13 protein-coding genes are annotated in these 14,508 nt (G+C 71.3%); 6 read left to right on the top strand and 7 right to left on the bottom strand.

The window, feature by feature from the left end; translation table 11 throughout:
* The first annotated feature begins 26 nt into the window (after positions 1 to 26).
* A complete protein-coding gene (locus AB3M81_RS09730; RefSeq protein WP_412903710.1) occupies positions 27 to 1,463 on the top strand; it encodes an aspartate ammonia-lyase in 1,437 nt (478 codons plus the stop codon).
* A 152-nt stretch (positions 1,464 to 1,615) separates the two neighbouring features.
* On the top strand, positions 1,616 to 3,217 hold the full coding sequence (cimA, locus tag AB3M81_RS09725; RefSeq protein WP_412903709.1) for a citramalate synthase: 1,602 nt from the start codon (positions 1,616 to 1,618) through the stop codon (positions 3,215 to 3,217).
* A 7-nt stretch (positions 3,218 to 3,224) separates the two neighbouring features.
* On the opposite strand, the gene AB3M81_RS09720 is transcribed toward cimA, so the two are convergent.
* The 5 genes from AB3M81_RS09720 to AB3M81_RS09700 form a co-directional block, all read right to left on the bottom strand.
* Positions 3,225 to 4,010 (bottom strand): iron ABC transporter ATP-binding protein, encoded by a 786-nt coding sequence (locus AB3M81_RS09720; protein ID WP_412903708.1) that lies wholly within the window; start codon positions 4,008 to 4,010, stop codon positions 3,225 to 3,227.
* On the bottom strand, positions 4,007 to 4,993 hold the full coding sequence (locus tag AB3M81_RS09715) for an iron chelate uptake ABC transporter family permease subunit (RefSeq protein WP_412903707.1): 987 nt from the start codon (positions 4,991 to 4,993) through the stop codon (positions 4,007 to 4,009). Before AB3M81_RS09715 ends, AB3M81_RS09720 begins: the two co-directional genes overlap by 4 nt.
* Complete coding sequence (locus tag AB3M81_RS09710; protein WP_412903706.1) at positions 4,983 to 5,942, bottom strand: ABC transporter permease; 960 nt, start codon at positions 5,940 to 5,942, stop codon at positions 4,983 to 4,985. The genes AB3M81_RS09715 and AB3M81_RS09710 overlap by 11 nt, the downstream gene beginning before the upstream one ends.
* Before the next feature lie 2 nt (positions 5,943 to 5,944).
* Positions 5,945 to 6,904, bottom strand: a complete 960-nt coding sequence (locus AB3M81_RS09705) for a siderophore ABC transporter substrate-binding protein (RefSeq protein ID WP_412903705.1) — start codon at positions 6,902 to 6,904, stop codon at positions 5,945 to 5,947.
* A 127-nt stretch (positions 6,905 to 7,031) separates the two neighbouring features.
* On the bottom strand, positions 7,032 to 8,240 hold the full coding sequence (locus tag AB3M81_RS09700; protein ID WP_412903704.1) for an HNH endonuclease: 1,209 nt from the start codon (positions 8,238 to 8,240) through the stop codon (positions 7,032 to 7,034).
* 63 nt (positions 8,241 to 8,303) lie between these two features.
* On the opposite strand from AB3M81_RS09700, the gene AB3M81_RS09695 reads away from it, so the two are divergent.
* The 3 genes from AB3M81_RS09695 (at position 8,304) to AB3M81_RS09685 (ending at position 10,984) form a co-directional block, all read left to right on the top strand.
* A complete protein-coding gene (locus AB3M81_RS09695; protein ID WP_412903703.1) occupies positions 8,304 to 9,245 on the top strand; it encodes a coiled-coil domain-containing protein in 942 nt (313 codons plus the stop codon).
* A gap of 88 nt (positions 9,246 to 9,333) precedes the next feature.
* The gene (locus AB3M81_RS09690; protein ID WP_412903702.1) at positions 9,334 to 10,185 is read left to right on the top strand and encodes a class I SAM-dependent methyltransferase; all 852 of its coding nucleotides are present in this window, start codon (positions 9,334 to 9,336) and stop codon (positions 10,183 to 10,185) included.
* A complete protein-coding gene (locus AB3M81_RS09685; RefSeq protein WP_412903701.1) occupies positions 10,175 to 10,984 on the top strand; it encodes a methyltransferase domain-containing protein in 810 nt (269 codons plus the stop codon). The genes AB3M81_RS09690 and AB3M81_RS09685 overlap by 11 nt, the downstream gene beginning before the upstream one ends.
* A 3-nt stretch (positions 10,985 to 10,987) precedes the next feature.
* On the opposite strand, the gene AB3M81_RS09680 is transcribed toward AB3M81_RS09685, so the two are convergent.
* Positions 10,988 to 12,358: a pyridoxal phosphate-dependent decarboxylase family protein gene (locus AB3M81_RS09680; RefSeq protein WP_412903700.1), complete on the bottom strand. Its 1,371-nt coding sequence runs from the start codon at positions 12,356 to 12,358 to the stop codon at positions 10,988 to 10,990.
* Between the two features lie 122 nt (positions 12,359 to 12,480).
* Here AB3M81_RS09680 and AB3M81_RS09675 point away from each other — a divergent pair, with 122 nt between their 5' ends.
* On the top strand, positions 12,481 to 13,425 hold the full coding sequence (locus AB3M81_RS09675; RefSeq protein WP_412903699.1) for a thermonuclease family protein: 945 nt from the start codon (positions 12,481 to 12,483) through the stop codon (positions 13,423 to 13,425).
* 24 nt (positions 13,426 to 13,449) lie between these two features.
* Here AB3M81_RS09675 and AB3M81_RS09670 read toward each other — a convergent pair whose 3' ends face one another.
* Positions 13,450 to 14,358 carry a carbohydrate kinase family protein gene (locus tag AB3M81_RS09670; RefSeq protein WP_412903698.1) on the bottom strand — a complete coding sequence of 303 codons (909 nt, stop codon included), beginning with the start codon at positions 14,356 to 14,358 and terminating at the stop codon, positions 13,450 to 13,452.
* Between the last annotated feature and the right edge of the window lie 150 nt (positions 14,359 to 14,508).

The raw sequence follows: 14,508 nt of genomic DNA, 5'->3' as shown, positions 1-14,508 counted from the left end.
TGCTCCCTCGGTGGTTACATGGCTCCATGACCGAGGGAGCACCTGCCGTCCGGATCGAGCACGACCTGCTGGGTGACCGGGAGATCCCGGCCGACGTCTACTGGGGGGTGCACACCCTGCGCGCCCAGGAGAACTTCCCGATCACGGGCGTGCCGATCGCGATCAGTCCCTACCTGCCCGAGGCGCTCGCCGCGGTCAAGGAGGCCGCCGCCGAGACGAACCACGACCTCGGGCTGCTCGACGACGAGCGCCACGCCGCGATCGTCCAGGCGTGCCGCGAGATCCGCGCGGGCGCGCTGCACGACCAGTTCGTCGTGGACGTCATCCAGGGCGGCGCGGGCACCTCGACCAACATGAACGCGAACGAGGTCATCGCGAACCGCGCGCTGGAGATCCTCGGGCACCAGAAGGGCCAGTACGAGTACCTGCACCCGAACGAGCAGGTGAACCTCAGCCAGTCGACGAACGACGTCTACCCGACCGCGGTGAAGATCGCCGTCATCAATGCGACGTACGACCTCGGCACGGCCATGCAGGCGCTGGAGGACGCGTTCGCCGAGAAGGCGGTCGAGTTCCACGACGTGCTGAAGATGGGCCGTACGCAGCTGCAGGACGCCGTGCCGATGACGCTGGGCCAGGAGTTCGGCACGTACGCGCTCATGATCGCCGAGGACCGCGCCCGGCTGCGCGAGGCGGTCATGCTGCTGCACGAGATCAACCTCGGCGCCACGGCGATCGGCACGCAGCTCAACGCGCCCCAGGGCTACGTGCCCCTCGCGCGCGAGCACCTCTCGCGGATCACCGGCCTGCCGCTGCGCACGGCCGTCGACCTCATCGAGGCGACGCAGGACTGCGGCTCGTTCGTGCAGATGTCGGGCGTGCTCAAGCGCGTCGCGGTGAAGCTGTCGAAGATCTGCAACGACCTGCGGCTGCTGTCGTCGGGCCCGCGCGCCGGGCTCGGCGAGATCAACCTGCCCGCGCGCCAGGCCGGGTCGAGCATCATGCCCGGCAAGGTGAACCCCGTGATCCCCGAGGTCGTCAACCAGGTCGCGTTCCAGATCATCGGCCACGACGTGACGGTCTCGATGGCGGCCGAGGCGGGCCAGCTGCAGCTCAACGCGTTCGAGCCGGTCATCTGCTACTCGCTGTCGTCGGGGCTGTGGCGGCTGCGGACCGCGATCGAGTCGCTCACCGAGAACTGCGTCCGCGGCATCACCGCGAACACCGAGCACCTGGCGGCGGAGGTGGCCAACTCGATCGGCCTCGTCACGGCTCTGAACCCGTACGTCGGCTACCAGGTGGCGACCGAGCTGGCGCAGGAGGCGCTCACGACCGGCCGGGGCGTCGCCGAGATCGTGCTGGCCCGTGGGCTCATGCCGAAGGACGAGCTGGAGCGGATCCTGCGCCCCGAGACGCTGGCCCATCTCGGGCCCAAGCCGGCCGACCGTTCCGGAGGTGTGTGAGCCCCCACACGGGGGAGGTGTAACCTGTTCGCCATGACCACCTTCGTGATCATCATTTGACAGCGCGTCTGAACCACCCTCAGACGCGCCGCCTCCCGTACCCGGGGGGCTTTTTTCATGCATGACCACGGCACGCGACACACAGGACGATCATGAGCACGAGCTTCGGGAAGCACGATCCGGCGGACTTCCACGTCTACGACACGACGATGCGCGACGGCGCCCAGCAGGAGGGCCTCAACCTCTCCGTGCAGGACAAGCTGGCGATCGCGCAGCACCTCGACGAGCTCGGCGTGGGCTACATCGAGGGCGGCTGGCCCGGCTCGAACCCGAAGGACACCGAGTTCTTCGCGCTCGCCGCCAAGGAGCTGGACCTCAAGCACGCGACGCTCGCGGCGTTCGGCTCCACGCGTCGCGCCGGCACGGTCGCCGCGGACGACCCGCAGGTCGGCGCGCTGCGCGACTCGGGAGCCTCGGTCGTGACGCTCGTCGCCAAGAGCCACGACCAGCACGTGCTGCGGGCGCTGCGCACGACGCTCGACGAGAACCTCGCGATGGTGCGCGACTCGGTGGCGCACCTGCGCAGCGAGGGCCGGCGCGTCTTCCTCGACTGCGAGCACTTCTTCAACGGTTACCTCGACAACCGCGACTACGCGCTCGAGGTCGTCCGCGTCGCCACCGAGGCCGGCGCCGAGGTCGCGGTCCTGTGCGACACGAACGGCGGCATGCTCCCGCACCAGGTCGGCGAGATCGTCGCCGACGTGCTCGCCTCGACCGGCGCGCGCCTGGGCATCCACGCCCACAACGACACCGGCTGCGCGGTCGCGAACTCGATCGAGGCCGTCCGGGCGGGCGCCACGCACCTGCAGGGCTGCATCAACGGCTACGGCGAGCGCACCGGCAACGCCGACCTCGTCACCTCGGTCGCGAACCTCGAGTTCAAGCTGGGCATGGACGTCATGCCCGAGGGCGCGCTCGCGGACGCCACGCGCATCTCGCACGCGATCAGCGAGATCACGAACTACCCGCCGGTGGCGCGCCAGCCGTACACGGGCGTCTCGGCGTTCGCGCACAAGGCCGGCCTGCACGCCAGCGCGATCCGCGTCGACCCCGACCTGTACCAGCACATGGATCCCGCGCTGGTCGGCAACGACATGCGCCTGCTGGTCTCCGAGATGGCCGGCCGCGCGACGATCGAGCTCAAGGGCCGCGAGCTCGGCTTCGACCTCTCGGGCGACGCCGAGCTTCTGACCTCCATCACCGACCGCGTGAAGCGGATGGAGCAGGAGGGCTACACGTTCGAGGCGGCCGACGCCTCGTTCGAGCTGCTGCTGACCGAGGCGGTCACGGGCACGCGTCCGGCCTACTTCGACGTCGAGGCGTGGCGCGTCATCGCCGGCTCGGCGGGCGACGGCGGCGCGGAGGCGATCGTCAAGGTCGTCGCCGGCGGCCGCCGCACCGCGGTCGTGGGGGAGGGCAACGGCCCGGTCAACGCCCTCGACCACGCGCTGCGCTCGGCGATCGAGCAGATGTACCCGGACGTCGCGCAGTTCCACCTCATCGACTTCCGCGTGCGCATCCTCGACCAGGGCCACGGCACGGACGCGGTGACGCGCGTGCTCATCGAGACGACCGACGGCAAGAGCTCCTGGGTCACGGTCGGCGTGGGCCCGAACATGATCGAGGCCTCGTTCGAGGCGCTCGTCGACGCCCTGACGTACGGCCTGCGCGCCCACGGGGTCGAGACGCCGTAGGCCCGGCTCAGCCGTAATACGTGGCGATCAGCTGGCCGTCGATCTCGTGCACGCGCACGGGGAGGCCGTAGATGTCCTCGAGCAGCCGGGGCTGCATGATCTCGGCGGGGGAGCCGCACGCGGCGACGCGGCCGTCGCGCATCGCGACGATCGTGTCGGCGTAGCAGGACGCGACGTTGAGGTCGTGGACCACCACGACGACCGTGCGGCCCAGCTCGCTGGCGGCGTCGCGCAGCCGGCCCATCATCGAGACGGCGTGGCACAGGTCGAGGTTGTTGAGCGGCTCGTCCAGCAGCACGACGTCGGTGTCCTGGCACAGCACCATCGCCACGAAGGCCCTCTGGCGCTGCCCGCCGGAGAGCTGGTCGAGGTAGCGGTCGGCCAGGTCGCCCAGGTCGAGGTAGTCCAGCGCCCGCTCGACGTGCACGAGGTCGTCGGCCGTGGGCCGGCCCTTGCTGTGCGGGTAGCGGCCGAACGTCACCAGCTCGCGCACGGTGAGCCGGATGTCGAGGTGGTTCTCCTGGCGCAGCACCGCCATCCGACGGGCCAGCTCGTCACTGGGGGTGTCCGACACGTCGAGGCCCGCCACGCTGACACGTCCGCCGTCGGCGGCGAGCAGGCGCCCGATGATCGCCAGCAGCGTGGACTTCCCGGCGCCGTTCGGCCCGATCAGCGCCGTGACGCCGCCCAGCGGGAGGTCGAGGCTGACGTCGTCGACGACGAGGCTGCGGCCGTAGCGCTTGGTGACGCCCTCGGCCCGGATGCCGGTCAGCTCGGTGGTGGTGACGGTCATGCGAGGTTCCTCCTGGCGCGGCGGATCAGCAGGGCGATGAAGGTGAGGCCGCCGACCAGCTCGATGACGACGGACAGCGTGGTGGTGACCTCGAGCAGGCGCTCGAGCACGAACTGGCCTCCGACGAGGCAGATCACGGCCGAGAGCCCGGCCATCGGCAGCACGACGGCGTGACGGTGGGTGCCGGCCAGCTGGTATCCGAGGTGGGCGACGAGCAGCCCGAAGAACGTGATGGGCCCGACCAGTGCCGTGGAGACCGAGACGAGCACGGCCACCAGGGCCAGGACCCGGCTCGTCTCGCGGCGGTGGTCGACGCCGAGGGTGGTGGCCGGTCCGGACCCGAGGGCGAGCACGTCGTAGACCCGTAGGCGCCGCACGACCAGCACGGTGGCGACGGCGACGACCGCGGCGGTGACCCACACGAGGTCCTCGTCGACCGTGGTGAACGACGCGAACATGAGGTTCTGCAGGGACTGGAACTCGCTGGGGTCGATGAGCCGCTGCAGGAACGCCGAGATGCTGCGGAACAGGGTCGCGAAGACCAGTCCGACGAGGATCAGCACGTGCAGCTCGTAGCGTCCCGAGGAGAACAGCCACCGGAACAGGGTCAGCGCGAACACCAGCATCAGCAGCGTCTCGACGACGAACTGCACACGCGAGTCCGTCTGGTTGATCAGCGAGGCCGAGAAGACGAACACGACGACCGTCTGGATCAGGACGTACAGCGCGTCGAAGCCCATCAGCGCGGGGGTCAGGATCCGGTTGCCGGTGATGGTCTGGAACAGCACGGTGGACATGGCGATCGCCCAGCCGACCAGCACGAGGGCGACGAGGCGCCGGATGCGCAGCGGCACGACGAAGTCGGCGTACCCGTGGGTGTCGGCCAGCAGGAAGCCCGCGATCACGGCGACGGCGATCGCGGCGGCGATGGTGAGGCGGTGCGCGGGGGCCAGGCGCGGTGCCCGTCGGGTGTCAGTCAGCACGCGGCGCTCGCTTCAGCAGCACGTACAGGAAGAACGCCGCGCCGAGGACGCCCATGACGGTGCCCACGGGGATCTCGTAGGGGTAGCGGACCAGGCGCCCGATGATGTCGCAGGCCAGCACGAGGCCGGCGCCGAGGACGGCGACCCACGGCAGCCCGCGGCGGGCGTTGTCGCCGAGCAGCATGCTGACGAGGTTCGGGACCACCAGGCCCAGGAACGGGATGACGCCGACCGTGACCACGACGACGGCGCTGACGACCGAGACGATCGTCAGTCCCACGGCGACGACGGCGCGGTGGTCGAGGCCGGCGTTGACGGAGAACGACTCGCCCATCCCTGCGACGGTGAACCGGTCGGCGGCCAGGAACGCGACGACGACCAGGCCGGCGACGAGCCACAGCAGCTCGTAGCGCCCGGCGAGGATCCCGGAGAAGTCGCCCGTCATCCAGCTGTTGAGCGTCTGCAGCAGGTCGTGGTGGAACGCCAGGAACGTGGTGAGCGCGCCGATCACTCCGCCGAGCATCAGCCCGATGAGCGGCACCAGGATCGTCTCGCGCACCGGCATCAGCCGCACGACCCGCAGGAACAGCCAGGTGCCCGCCAGCGCGAACAGCGCGGCGACGGCCATCTTCACCATCAGCGGAGCGCCCGGCGCGAGCAGCGTGACCGCCACGAGGCCGAGTCCGGCGGCCTCGGTGGTGCCGACGGTGGAGGGCTCGACGAAGCGGTTGCGCACCAGCAGCTGCATCAGCAGTCCGCAGACCGCCAACGCCGCGCCGGCCAGCACGAGCGCGACGGTGCGCGGGATGCGCGAGACCCACAGCACCTCCCACGACACGTCGGCGACGCCGATCATGACGCTGGCGCCGGCCAGGAGGAGGAGCCCGACCACCCCGCCGGCCAGGGCGGCCGGCGGGGTGGTGCGGGTGCTGCGGGTGGTGACCGACATGGTCAGGCGAGGCTCGTCTCGACGTCGTCGAGCAGCGTGCCCAGGCTGGTCAGGCCGCCGACGACGATGTACCAGGCCTCGGCGTCGACGTACGTGACCTTGTCGTTCTTCCAGGCCGAGGTCTTCTTCACGAGAGCGTTGTCAAGGATCTCCTCGGCGGACTTGCCCTCCTCACCGATGGCGGCGTCGCGGTCGACGACGTACAGCAGGTCGGGGTCGGCCTCGCGGATGAACTCGAACGACACGGCCTCGCCGTGGCGCGACTCCGTGTCACCGAGCTGCTCGGTGGCGGGGCGGACGCCGAAGTCCTGGTGCAGGAAGCCGAAGCGCGAGTTGAGCGAGTACGCCGTCACCTCGCCGCCGCTGGTGAGCAGCACGAGACCCTCACCGGCGTCGGCGGCCTTCGTGCGCAGCGCGGCGATGCGGTCGTCGTACTCGGCGAGCTTGTCCCGGGCCTGCTGCTCCTTCTCGAAGATCGAGGCGAGGGTCTCGATGTTCTTGCGCGAGCTCTCCAGGTACGAGGTCTCGTCGACGGACATGTCCAGGACGGGGACGTCCTCGAACGTCTTCTCGAGCGTGTCGTGCATGGCTGCCGAGCGGCCGCCGACGATGATCAGGTCGGGCTCGGCGCGCGGGATGGCCTCGAGGTCCGGCTCGAAGAGGTCGCCGACCGTGACGTAGTCGTCCGAGGCGTACTTCTCCAGGTACGACGGGACGGCGCCACCCTTGGCTACGCCCGTGATCGCGTCGACGCCGAGTGTGTCGAGGGTGTCGAGCACGCCCATGTCGAACACGACGACGCTCTCGGGGTTGAGCGGGACCTCCTCCTCGCCCAGCGCGTCCGTGACGGTGATGGTCTCGGTGTCACCACCGCCGGCGGTGTCCTCGCTGGCGCAGGCGCTGAGAGCGAGGCCGAGAAGGGGAAGGGCCAGGGCTGCCGTGAGGCGACGGTTCAGGGTCACGGTTCATCCGTTCAGTCGGGGTTAGGCGAGCCTAAGGTAACCCGAAGGTCACGGATGGCCGTACCGGGGGTGTAGCCATGGCCCGATCGGACTAGGTGGTACACGGAAACGCAGGCGACAACGCCCGTCAGGCCACGAGCAGGTCCGGATCGTCCAGGTCGAGGCGGCTCAGAAGCGGCGGCGCGGTCGCCACGTACCGCTCGCTCCAGCGAGCGGGCGTGTCGAGGTGGCGGTCGTCGAGGTGACCGTGCGACTTCATGTTGTGGTGCCTGCGGCACAGGCACCGCAGGTTCGAGCCGGTGGTCTCACCGCCGGAGTCGTAGGCGAGGGCGTGGTCCTGGTCGGCCTCGGTGGCGGGTGCCCGGCACCCCATGACTCGACAGGTCCCGTCCCGCCATCGGATCGCGTCGCGCAGACTCTCGCCGGGCCGATATCGCAGGACGCTGGTGTCGAGCACGTGCCCGAGGGGGTCGAGGACGAGTCGGCGGAAGACGGTGTGCTCGGACTGGGCCAGCTCGCGTACCCATTCGCTGCCGACGGGCTCACCGTCGAGGGTGAGGCCGGGGCCGTCGGTGAGGCCGATGAGGTCGGTGGCGGCGACGCTGATCGCGATCTCGGCACGGATGTCGGTCTGCGTGCCCTCGGAGCACGTGAGCCAGTGGGCGAGCAGGTCGGCCTGCTTCTGCTCACGGGTGCGGGTGTCCTTCTCGCCGGTCTCGGGATCGGCGGAGGGCAGTGCCTTCGCGGCGCGGCGCAGGCGGTCGCCGACGGCGATGGCCACGCCCGTCGGCAGGAGCGCGTTCAGCCACGACGTGCCGTCGTCGTTGTGCGTGATCGACACGCGTCGCTCCTCGACCGCCTTGGCGCGCTCGTCGGCGGTCTGCTCGGGCTCGAGCCGCGCACGCAGTCGGCGCAGCCAGGCGCGCAGCTCGGCGATGGTGTGCGTGGCCGCGTACTCGACGGCGGAGTGCTCGAGCTTGAGCCAGCTGGCGGGGTCGGTCAGTCGCTCCGCCGTGTCGGCGATGGCGCTGGCCCGGTCGGCATCGAGGTCCCCGAGCCGGAACGCCGACCACACGGCAGGCGTGCGCTCGCGCAGGGTCTCGGCCTCGGACACGATCGCCCACACCCGCCGCTCGGTGACGTGGAGGGCCTGCGCGATCTCGAGCGTGACCTCGCGCCTGGCGAGCTCCTTCGACAGGGGCATCTGGTCGGAGCGGTCGATCTCGGCGATGCGCCGACGGTGGTGCCCGGCGATGAGGTCCCACTCCTCGAACTCCGCCACCGCGCGGGCGCGCCGGACCGCGTCGAACGCGCGCGCCGTGGAGTCGAAGTTCATACGGGCCAACGTAGTGGGCCCCACTGACACTTCTTCACGGCTCGCGACCGCTAGCCTCCTGCCATGTCTGAGGCAATGCAGGGCCTGGCCGAGATCGCACGACTCGAGGCGGAACGCGAGGGATTGCAACGGCAGCTCGACGCCGCTCGGCGCCACCACGAGCATGCCGAAGAGCGCCACCGCGAGGCGGTTCAGCGACTCGACGCCGAAGCCGCCGACGTCCGGCGGCTCGAGTCGCTCTCGATGACGCGGATCCTCGCGGGCCTGCGGGGCACGCGCGACACGGACCTGTCCCGCGAGCAGGCCGAGAGGCTCGCGGCGCAGTACGCCGTGGACGAGGCCGAGGCGCGGCGCCGGACGGCCCAGCGAGAGATCGACGATCGCACCGAGCGGCTGGCCGCCCTCGACGGACTCGAGGCCAGGCGCGCCGAACTGCTCGCGCTGCGGGAGCGCGAGATCGCCGCCGATCCCGCCTCGTCGGAAGCCTGGACGCGGCTGACCGAGATCGCCGAGCGGCAGGGCACGCTCGAGGCCGAGGCCGTGCAGCTCCGGGAGGCGCAGGCCGCCGCGCGCGACGCCCGTGCGGCACTCGGGGAGGCCTCGCAGCACCTCGGGAGCGCGAGCGGCTGGGCCACGTACGACACCTTCTTCGGCGGCGGCCTCGTGAGTGACCTCATGAAGCACAACCGGCTCGACCAGGCCGGCGAGCTCATGCGGCGGGCGGACGCGGCGCTCGGCCACCTCGCCACCGAGCTGGCCGACGTGGACATCGACGCCGTGGGCGAGATCGGCATCACGGAGCTCGCTCGTGCCTTCGACATCTGGTTCGACAACATCTTCAGCGACTACCAGGTGCGCGAGCGGATCCGGGATGCCGCTGCGCGCGTCGACGGCCTGCTCCACGCGGTCGACCGCGTCGCGGACGAGCTCATGCGGCGGCTGGGCGGAGTCGAGACCGCCCTGCGTGACCTGGAGGCCTCGCGCCGTGAGGTGCTGACCGCGTGAGCACGCGTCCGGACTGAGCGACCTCCCGCCTCTCCCTTGACGGGACCCCCACCGCGGGCGGTCACTGGAAGAGACGCGGAGGTGGCGGATGGACGTCCACGAGAGCAACAGGATGCAGGCGGAGTCGTGGGACGGCCCGGGTGGTGCGTACTGGGCCGTGCATGCGGACAGATTCGACCGAGCCGTCGCGGGCTACCAGGAGCGCTTCGAGGAGGCGGCCGCCGTCAGGCGCGGGGAGCGTGTGCTCGACGTCGGGTGTGGTGGTGGGCTGACCACGCGCTGGGCGGCGCGCGCCTCCGTGGACGGCGAGGTGCTCGGCATCGACCTGTCGAGCCGGCTGCTCGAGGTGGCCGAGCGGCGGGCGAAGGAGGAGGGACTCGACAACGTGGGGTTCGTCCAGGGCGACGCACAGGTGCACCCGTTCGAGCGCGAACACGTCGACGTGGTCATCTCGCGCACCGGCTCGATGTTCTTCGGCGACCCCGTGGCCGCGTTCGCCAACCTGCTGTCAGCGACGCGACCCGGCGGCCGGATGGTGCTGCTGACGTGGCAGGGACCGGACCGGAACGAGTGGATCCGCGGGACGCTCGGCGTGCTCGGGGCAGCACCCGGCCCGACGGCGGACCTGGATGCACCGGGCATGTTCGCGCTGTCGAGGCCGGCGCGGATCCGCGAGGTCCTCGAGGCCGCCGGCTGGGCCGCGGTCGAGGTCGACAGCGTCGAGCGGACCGAGTGGTTCGGTGAGGACGTGAACGACGCGATGGAGTTCCTGCGGGGACTCTTCGCGTGGCTCTTGGAGGGGCTGTCGACGGACGAGCGCGAGGCCGCCGAAGCGCGGCTCCGCGAGAGCCTGCGGGCCCACACGGGGCCGAACGGGGTGGAGTTCGGCTCGGCGGCGTGGCTGGTCACCGGACGCAGGGAGGCCCACGATGAGCACTGACGACGCACCCACGTTCCACGACGTGGACTCGTCCTCCGACGAGGGCAGGGCGGCGGCGCTCGCGGCGCTCGACGTCCAGGCCCAGCTGCCGCCGATCCAACGGCTGCACGCCTGGCTCATCGAGCAGCTGGACCCGCTGCCGGGGATGCACGTGATGGACGTCGGCTGCGGCACCGGCGAGGACGTGCGCGGGCTCGCGGTGTCCGTCGCTCCCACCGGGACCGCGACAGGGGTGGACCCGAGCGAGACCATGCTGGCCGAGGCCCGTCGCCGCGGGGAGGCCGCGCGCAACCCCGCGCGGTACGTCCGGGGGTCGGCCGACCAGCTGCCGGCGGACGACGCCTCGCTCGACCTCGTGCGGTCCGAGCGCGTGCTGCAGCACCTCACCGACCCGGTCGCCGCGGTCGAGGAGATGGCTCGTGTCCTCAGGCCCGGCGGGCGGATCGGCCTGATCGACACGGACTGGCGCACCCTCGCGACGTGGCCCGGCGACCCGTACCTGACGACGGCGTGGCGCGAGGACTGGGCGGGCGTCCCGTCCCCGGCGGCCGGGGCGCAGCTGCTCGATCTCGTCCTGGGTCACGGGTTCACCGATGCCCGGGTGACCACCGAGGTGCTCATGCTGCGCCCGCGCGTGCTGGACCGGCCGCCGGTCTCGTTCGTGTTGGAGCGTGCGGCTGCTCGTGCCGAGGCCGCGGGGGAGAGCGACGCGTGGCGGCAGTCGCTCGAGGAGAGCGCGGCGCGGGGCTCGTTCGTCTTCGCCGTCACGCTCTACGGAGTCGTCGCGACGCGCGGGTGAGCGTCACGTCGCGGCGGCACGGAGCGCCTCGAGGGCGCGGGCGACGTCCTCATCGGTCGTCGACCAGTTGCTGACCGAGATCCGCAGCACGGCCCGGTCGTGCCAGCGCGATCCGCTGGTCCAGGCGGTGCCGTCCTCCATCATCCGGCGCACCACGTCCAGGGTGCGGGCGTCGTCCCCGAACGCGGCGCAGACCTGCGTGAAGACGACGTCGTTGAGCACCTCGGCCCCGTCGATGCCGGCGATGCCGTCGGCGAACGCGCGGGCGTGGCGGGCGAGACGTTCCACGAGCTCGGCCACTCCGCTGCGGCCGAGCGAGCGGAGCACCGCCCAGACCGTGACGGCCCGGGCGCGGCGGGACAGCTCGGGCACCTTCTCGAACGGGTCGCCGGCCTCGTCCTGGATCAGGTAGTCGCCGTGCATCGACATGGCCGCGCGGAGGGCGGTCGGGTCGCGCACGATCGCGAGCCCGCAGTCGTAGGGGACGTTGAGCGTCTTGTGGGCGTCGGTCGCCCACGAGTCGGCGGCCTCGAAGCCGCGCGTGAGGTCCCGGTGGGCGGGGGAGGCGGCGGCGAAGAGGCCGAACGCGCCGTCGACGTGCACCCAGGCGCCGTGCTCGTGCGCGGCGGCGATCGCCTCGTCGAACGGGTCGAAGGCGCCGGAGTGAACGTTGCCCGCTTGGAGCGCGACGACGGTCGGCCGGTCGTCGCCGTCCTCGAGCCGCTCGCGCAGGGCTGCCGGGTCGATGCGTCCCTCGGCGTCCACGGGGACGAGCTCGGGTGCGCCGAGCCCGAGGTAGCGCAGCACGAGGTCGACCGAGTCGTGCCGCTCGGCGCCCGCCAGGACGCGCACGCCGGGCGAGCCGACGAGGCCCTTTTCGCCGACGTCCCATCCGACGCGGCTGAGCACGGCATCGCGGCCGGCGGCGAGGCACGTGAAGTTCGCCATCGTCCCGCCGGTCACGAACCCGACCGCGCTGTCTGCGGGGAGGCCGAGGAGGTCGAGCACCCAGGCCTCGGCGACGTCCTCGATCGCCGTCGCGGCCGGCGTGACGGTCCGCAGGCCGGCGTTCTGGTCCCACGCCGACGTCAGCCAGTCCGCCGCCATGGCCGCGGGATGCGTGCCACCGATGACGAAGCCGAAGAACCGGCCCGACGGCATCGCGGTCAGGCCGGGATCCGCGGCGCGCGCCAGCAGGTCCACGACCTCGGCCGGGTCGGTGGGACCTTCCGGCAGGTCGGTGCCGAGCGCCGAGATGACGTCCGCGACGGACGCCTCGGGTGGCACGGCGCGCTCGTCGAGGCCTCCCAGCCACGCCAGTGCGTGCTCGTGAGCCCGGTCCAGTGCCGGGGCTGCCTCGGCCGAACGGTCCATCCGGTCCACCGCCTTCCACTCTGGTCAGGATGACCGACGGAGATCAGAGCGGTCCAGGTGCCCGACGGAAGGAACGTACGGATTCCGCGAACAATCAGCTCATCACATGCGACGCTCGGTCGATGACCGAACGCCCCCAGACACCTCCAGGCTGGTACCCGGACGCGCGAGGCGAGCTGCGCTACTGGGACGGTGCCACATGGACCGACTACACCGCGCGGAACTACCCGTATCCCTCGACAGGTGGCCACGCCTCCGGATCGCGGATCAGTGCCCCGGGCGCCCGAAGCCGCAAGCGTTGGTCACGGCGATGGGAGTTCTGGCTCGTCGCGGCGTGCGCGGTGGCGCTGGGACTCAACGCGATCGACATGGCCGCATCGCCGACGACGAACGACGACGGCACCGCTCAGACCGCTGCGGCGGTGGACCCCACGCAGCCCGCTGACCACACGGAACCGACTGACGAACCGACTCAGACGCCGGAGACCAAGCCGACCGCCGCGAAAGTCACCGTCTTGTTCATGACGGACCAGAAGGACGGCGACTCCTGGGTGGCATCGGATGGGAAGGAGTATCGCCTCGGACTGGTGAACACGCCCGAGATGAACGAACAGTGCGGTCCCGAAGCCGCCACCTTCACACGCAAGTTCCTCAGCAAGGGGTTCACCGCTGATGCCTACTCCAGCGATACGCACGGCAGAGTGGTCGCCGAAGTGCGGGACAAGCGAGGCAGGTCGCTCAACGTCAGCCTTGCGAAGAACGGGCTCGGAGATGCTCGCTACCTCGAGGAGTTCCGCCACGAGAACGCGGACCTCGGGCGTCGGCTCGATCGCGCTTTCGCGTCGGCCTCTCGGCCGGCCTGTCGGAAGCCCGCCGCCAAGCCTGTCCCGCTCGCTCCCAAGCCTCGAAAGACAAAGGCCCCCTCAAGCAACTGCATGAGCGGCTACTCGCCTTGCCTGCCCATCGTCGGCGACCTCGATTGTGGGGAGATCGGTCATCCCGTGACGGTGACTGGCAGTGACCCGTACCGCCTGGATGCCGACGGTGACGGGATCGGATGCGATTAGCCGCTCTTACGAACGGAGGACGGTTCAGTAGGCGATGAGCTCGTGGCGCCACGGCGGATCGGCGCCGGGGCGGGAGACGTTGATGGCCGCAGCCGCGGCGGCGGCCTCACCGAGCTCGCGGAGTTCGTCCGAGGTGAACGCCGTGCGGCTCTGCCAATCTCGGCGGAGGAGCTCGGCGAGCAGTGTGCCCATCCAGGTGTCGCCGGCGCCGATCGTGTCGGCGACCCCGACGCGGGGCACCGGCACGTCGATCCGTGTGTCGCCGCTTCGCAGGGTGACCGACTGGCCGCCCCGAGTCAGGGCGGCGAGCGTCGGACCGTCGCCGGCGAGCTCGCTCAGGACCGTCACGGGATCGGTGTCCGTCAGCGCCTCGGCGTCCTCGTCGCTCAGCTTCAGGATGCGGCTGAGCGAGGCCAACTCGCGCACACGACGGCGGAGCTCGTCGGGGGCCGGCGCGAGCGCGGGGCGGACGTTCGGATCGAACCCGACCGGCACGCCGAGCGCGTGCGCGCGACGGACGAGATCGGTGACCGCCTCGGCACCGGGCGGCATCCAGGCGCCGATCGAGCCGACGTGGACGAGGTCGAAGCCGTCGGGATCGGGCAGCTGCTCGGGCTCCCAGCGCAGGTCGAACTCGTAGGTGGCGGCGCCGTCCGCGCCGATCGTCGCCGTGGCCGAGGCGGTGGGTGACGCCGGACCGGTCTCGTGCAGGGTCACTCCCGACTCGCTGAGATGGGCACGGACGAGGTCGCCGAAGTGGTCGTCGCCGAGGTGCGTGGCGAGCGTGACGCCGATGCCCTGACGCGCCATGGTCACGGCGACGTTGAGCGGCGAGCCGCCGGGGTGCTCGGCCACCGTGCCGTCGGCGCGGCGCGTGACGTCCACGAGCGCCTCGCCGATGACGAGGGCGCGGGGGGTCCGTGCGTCGCTCATGCGAGGGTGCCTTCCGCCGGGGTGCCTCGATGCTATGCCAGCCGTCGGTCGAGGGCTCACCCCTCGCGCCGCCTCACCTGTCGCGGGCTGTCGAACCCGCGCCTAGCGTGAGGACATGCGCACATCCACCCGCCGAGACCGGTCCCGCTC

The sequence above is a fragment of the Aeromicrobium jepli genome (assembly GCF_047246605.1).
GTDB lineage: Bacteria > Actinomycetota > Actinomycetes > Propionibacteriales > Nocardioidaceae > Aeromicrobium.
This window is presented reverse-complemented; position numbering and strand designations above follow the sequence as displayed.

Bases quoted from the DNA above. Each gene is read 5' to 3' on its own strand.
- AB3M81_RS09710 (WP_412903706.1), bottom strand. From the start codon at position 5,942: ATGTCGGTCACCACCCGCAGCACCCGCACCACCCCGCCGGCCGCCCTG.
- AB3M81_RS09675 (WP_412903699.1), top strand. From the start codon at position 12,481: ATGACCGAACGCCCCCAGACACCTCCAGGCTGGTACCCGGACGCGCGA.
- cimA (WP_412903709.1), top strand. From the start codon at position 1,616: ATGAGCACGAGCTTCGGGAAGCACGATCCGGCGGACTTCCACGTCTAC.
- AB3M81_RS09690 (WP_412903702.1), top strand. From the start codon at position 9,334: ATGGACGTCCACGAGAGCAACAGGATGCAGGCGGAGTCGTGGGACGGC.
- AB3M81_RS09730 (WP_412903710.1), top strand. From the start codon at position 27: ATGACCGAGGGAGCACCTGCCGTCCGGATCGAGCACGACCTGCTGGGT.
- AB3M81_RS09680 (WP_412903700.1), bottom strand. From the start codon at position 12,358: ATGGACCGTTCGGCCGAGGCAGCCCCGGCACTGGACCGGGCTCACGAG.
- AB3M81_RS09700 (WP_412903704.1), bottom strand. From the start codon at position 8,240: ATGAACTTCGACTCCACGGCGCGCGCGTTCGACGCGGTCCGGCGCGCC.
- AB3M81_RS09670 (WP_412903698.1), bottom strand. From the start codon at position 14,358: ATGAGCGACGCACGGACCCCCCGCGCCCTCGTCATCGGCGAGGCGCTC.
- AB3M81_RS09695 (WP_412903703.1), top strand. From the start codon at position 8,304: ATGTCTGAGGCAATGCAGGGCCTGGCCGAGATCGCACGACTCGAGGCG.
- AB3M81_RS09720 (WP_412903708.1), bottom strand. From the start codon at position 4,010: ATGACCGTCACCACCACCGAGCTGACCGGCATCCGGGCCGAGGGCGTC.
- AB3M81_RS09685 (WP_412903701.1), top strand. From the start codon at position 10,175: ATGAGCACTGACGACGCACCCACGTTCCACGACGTGGACTCGTCCTCC.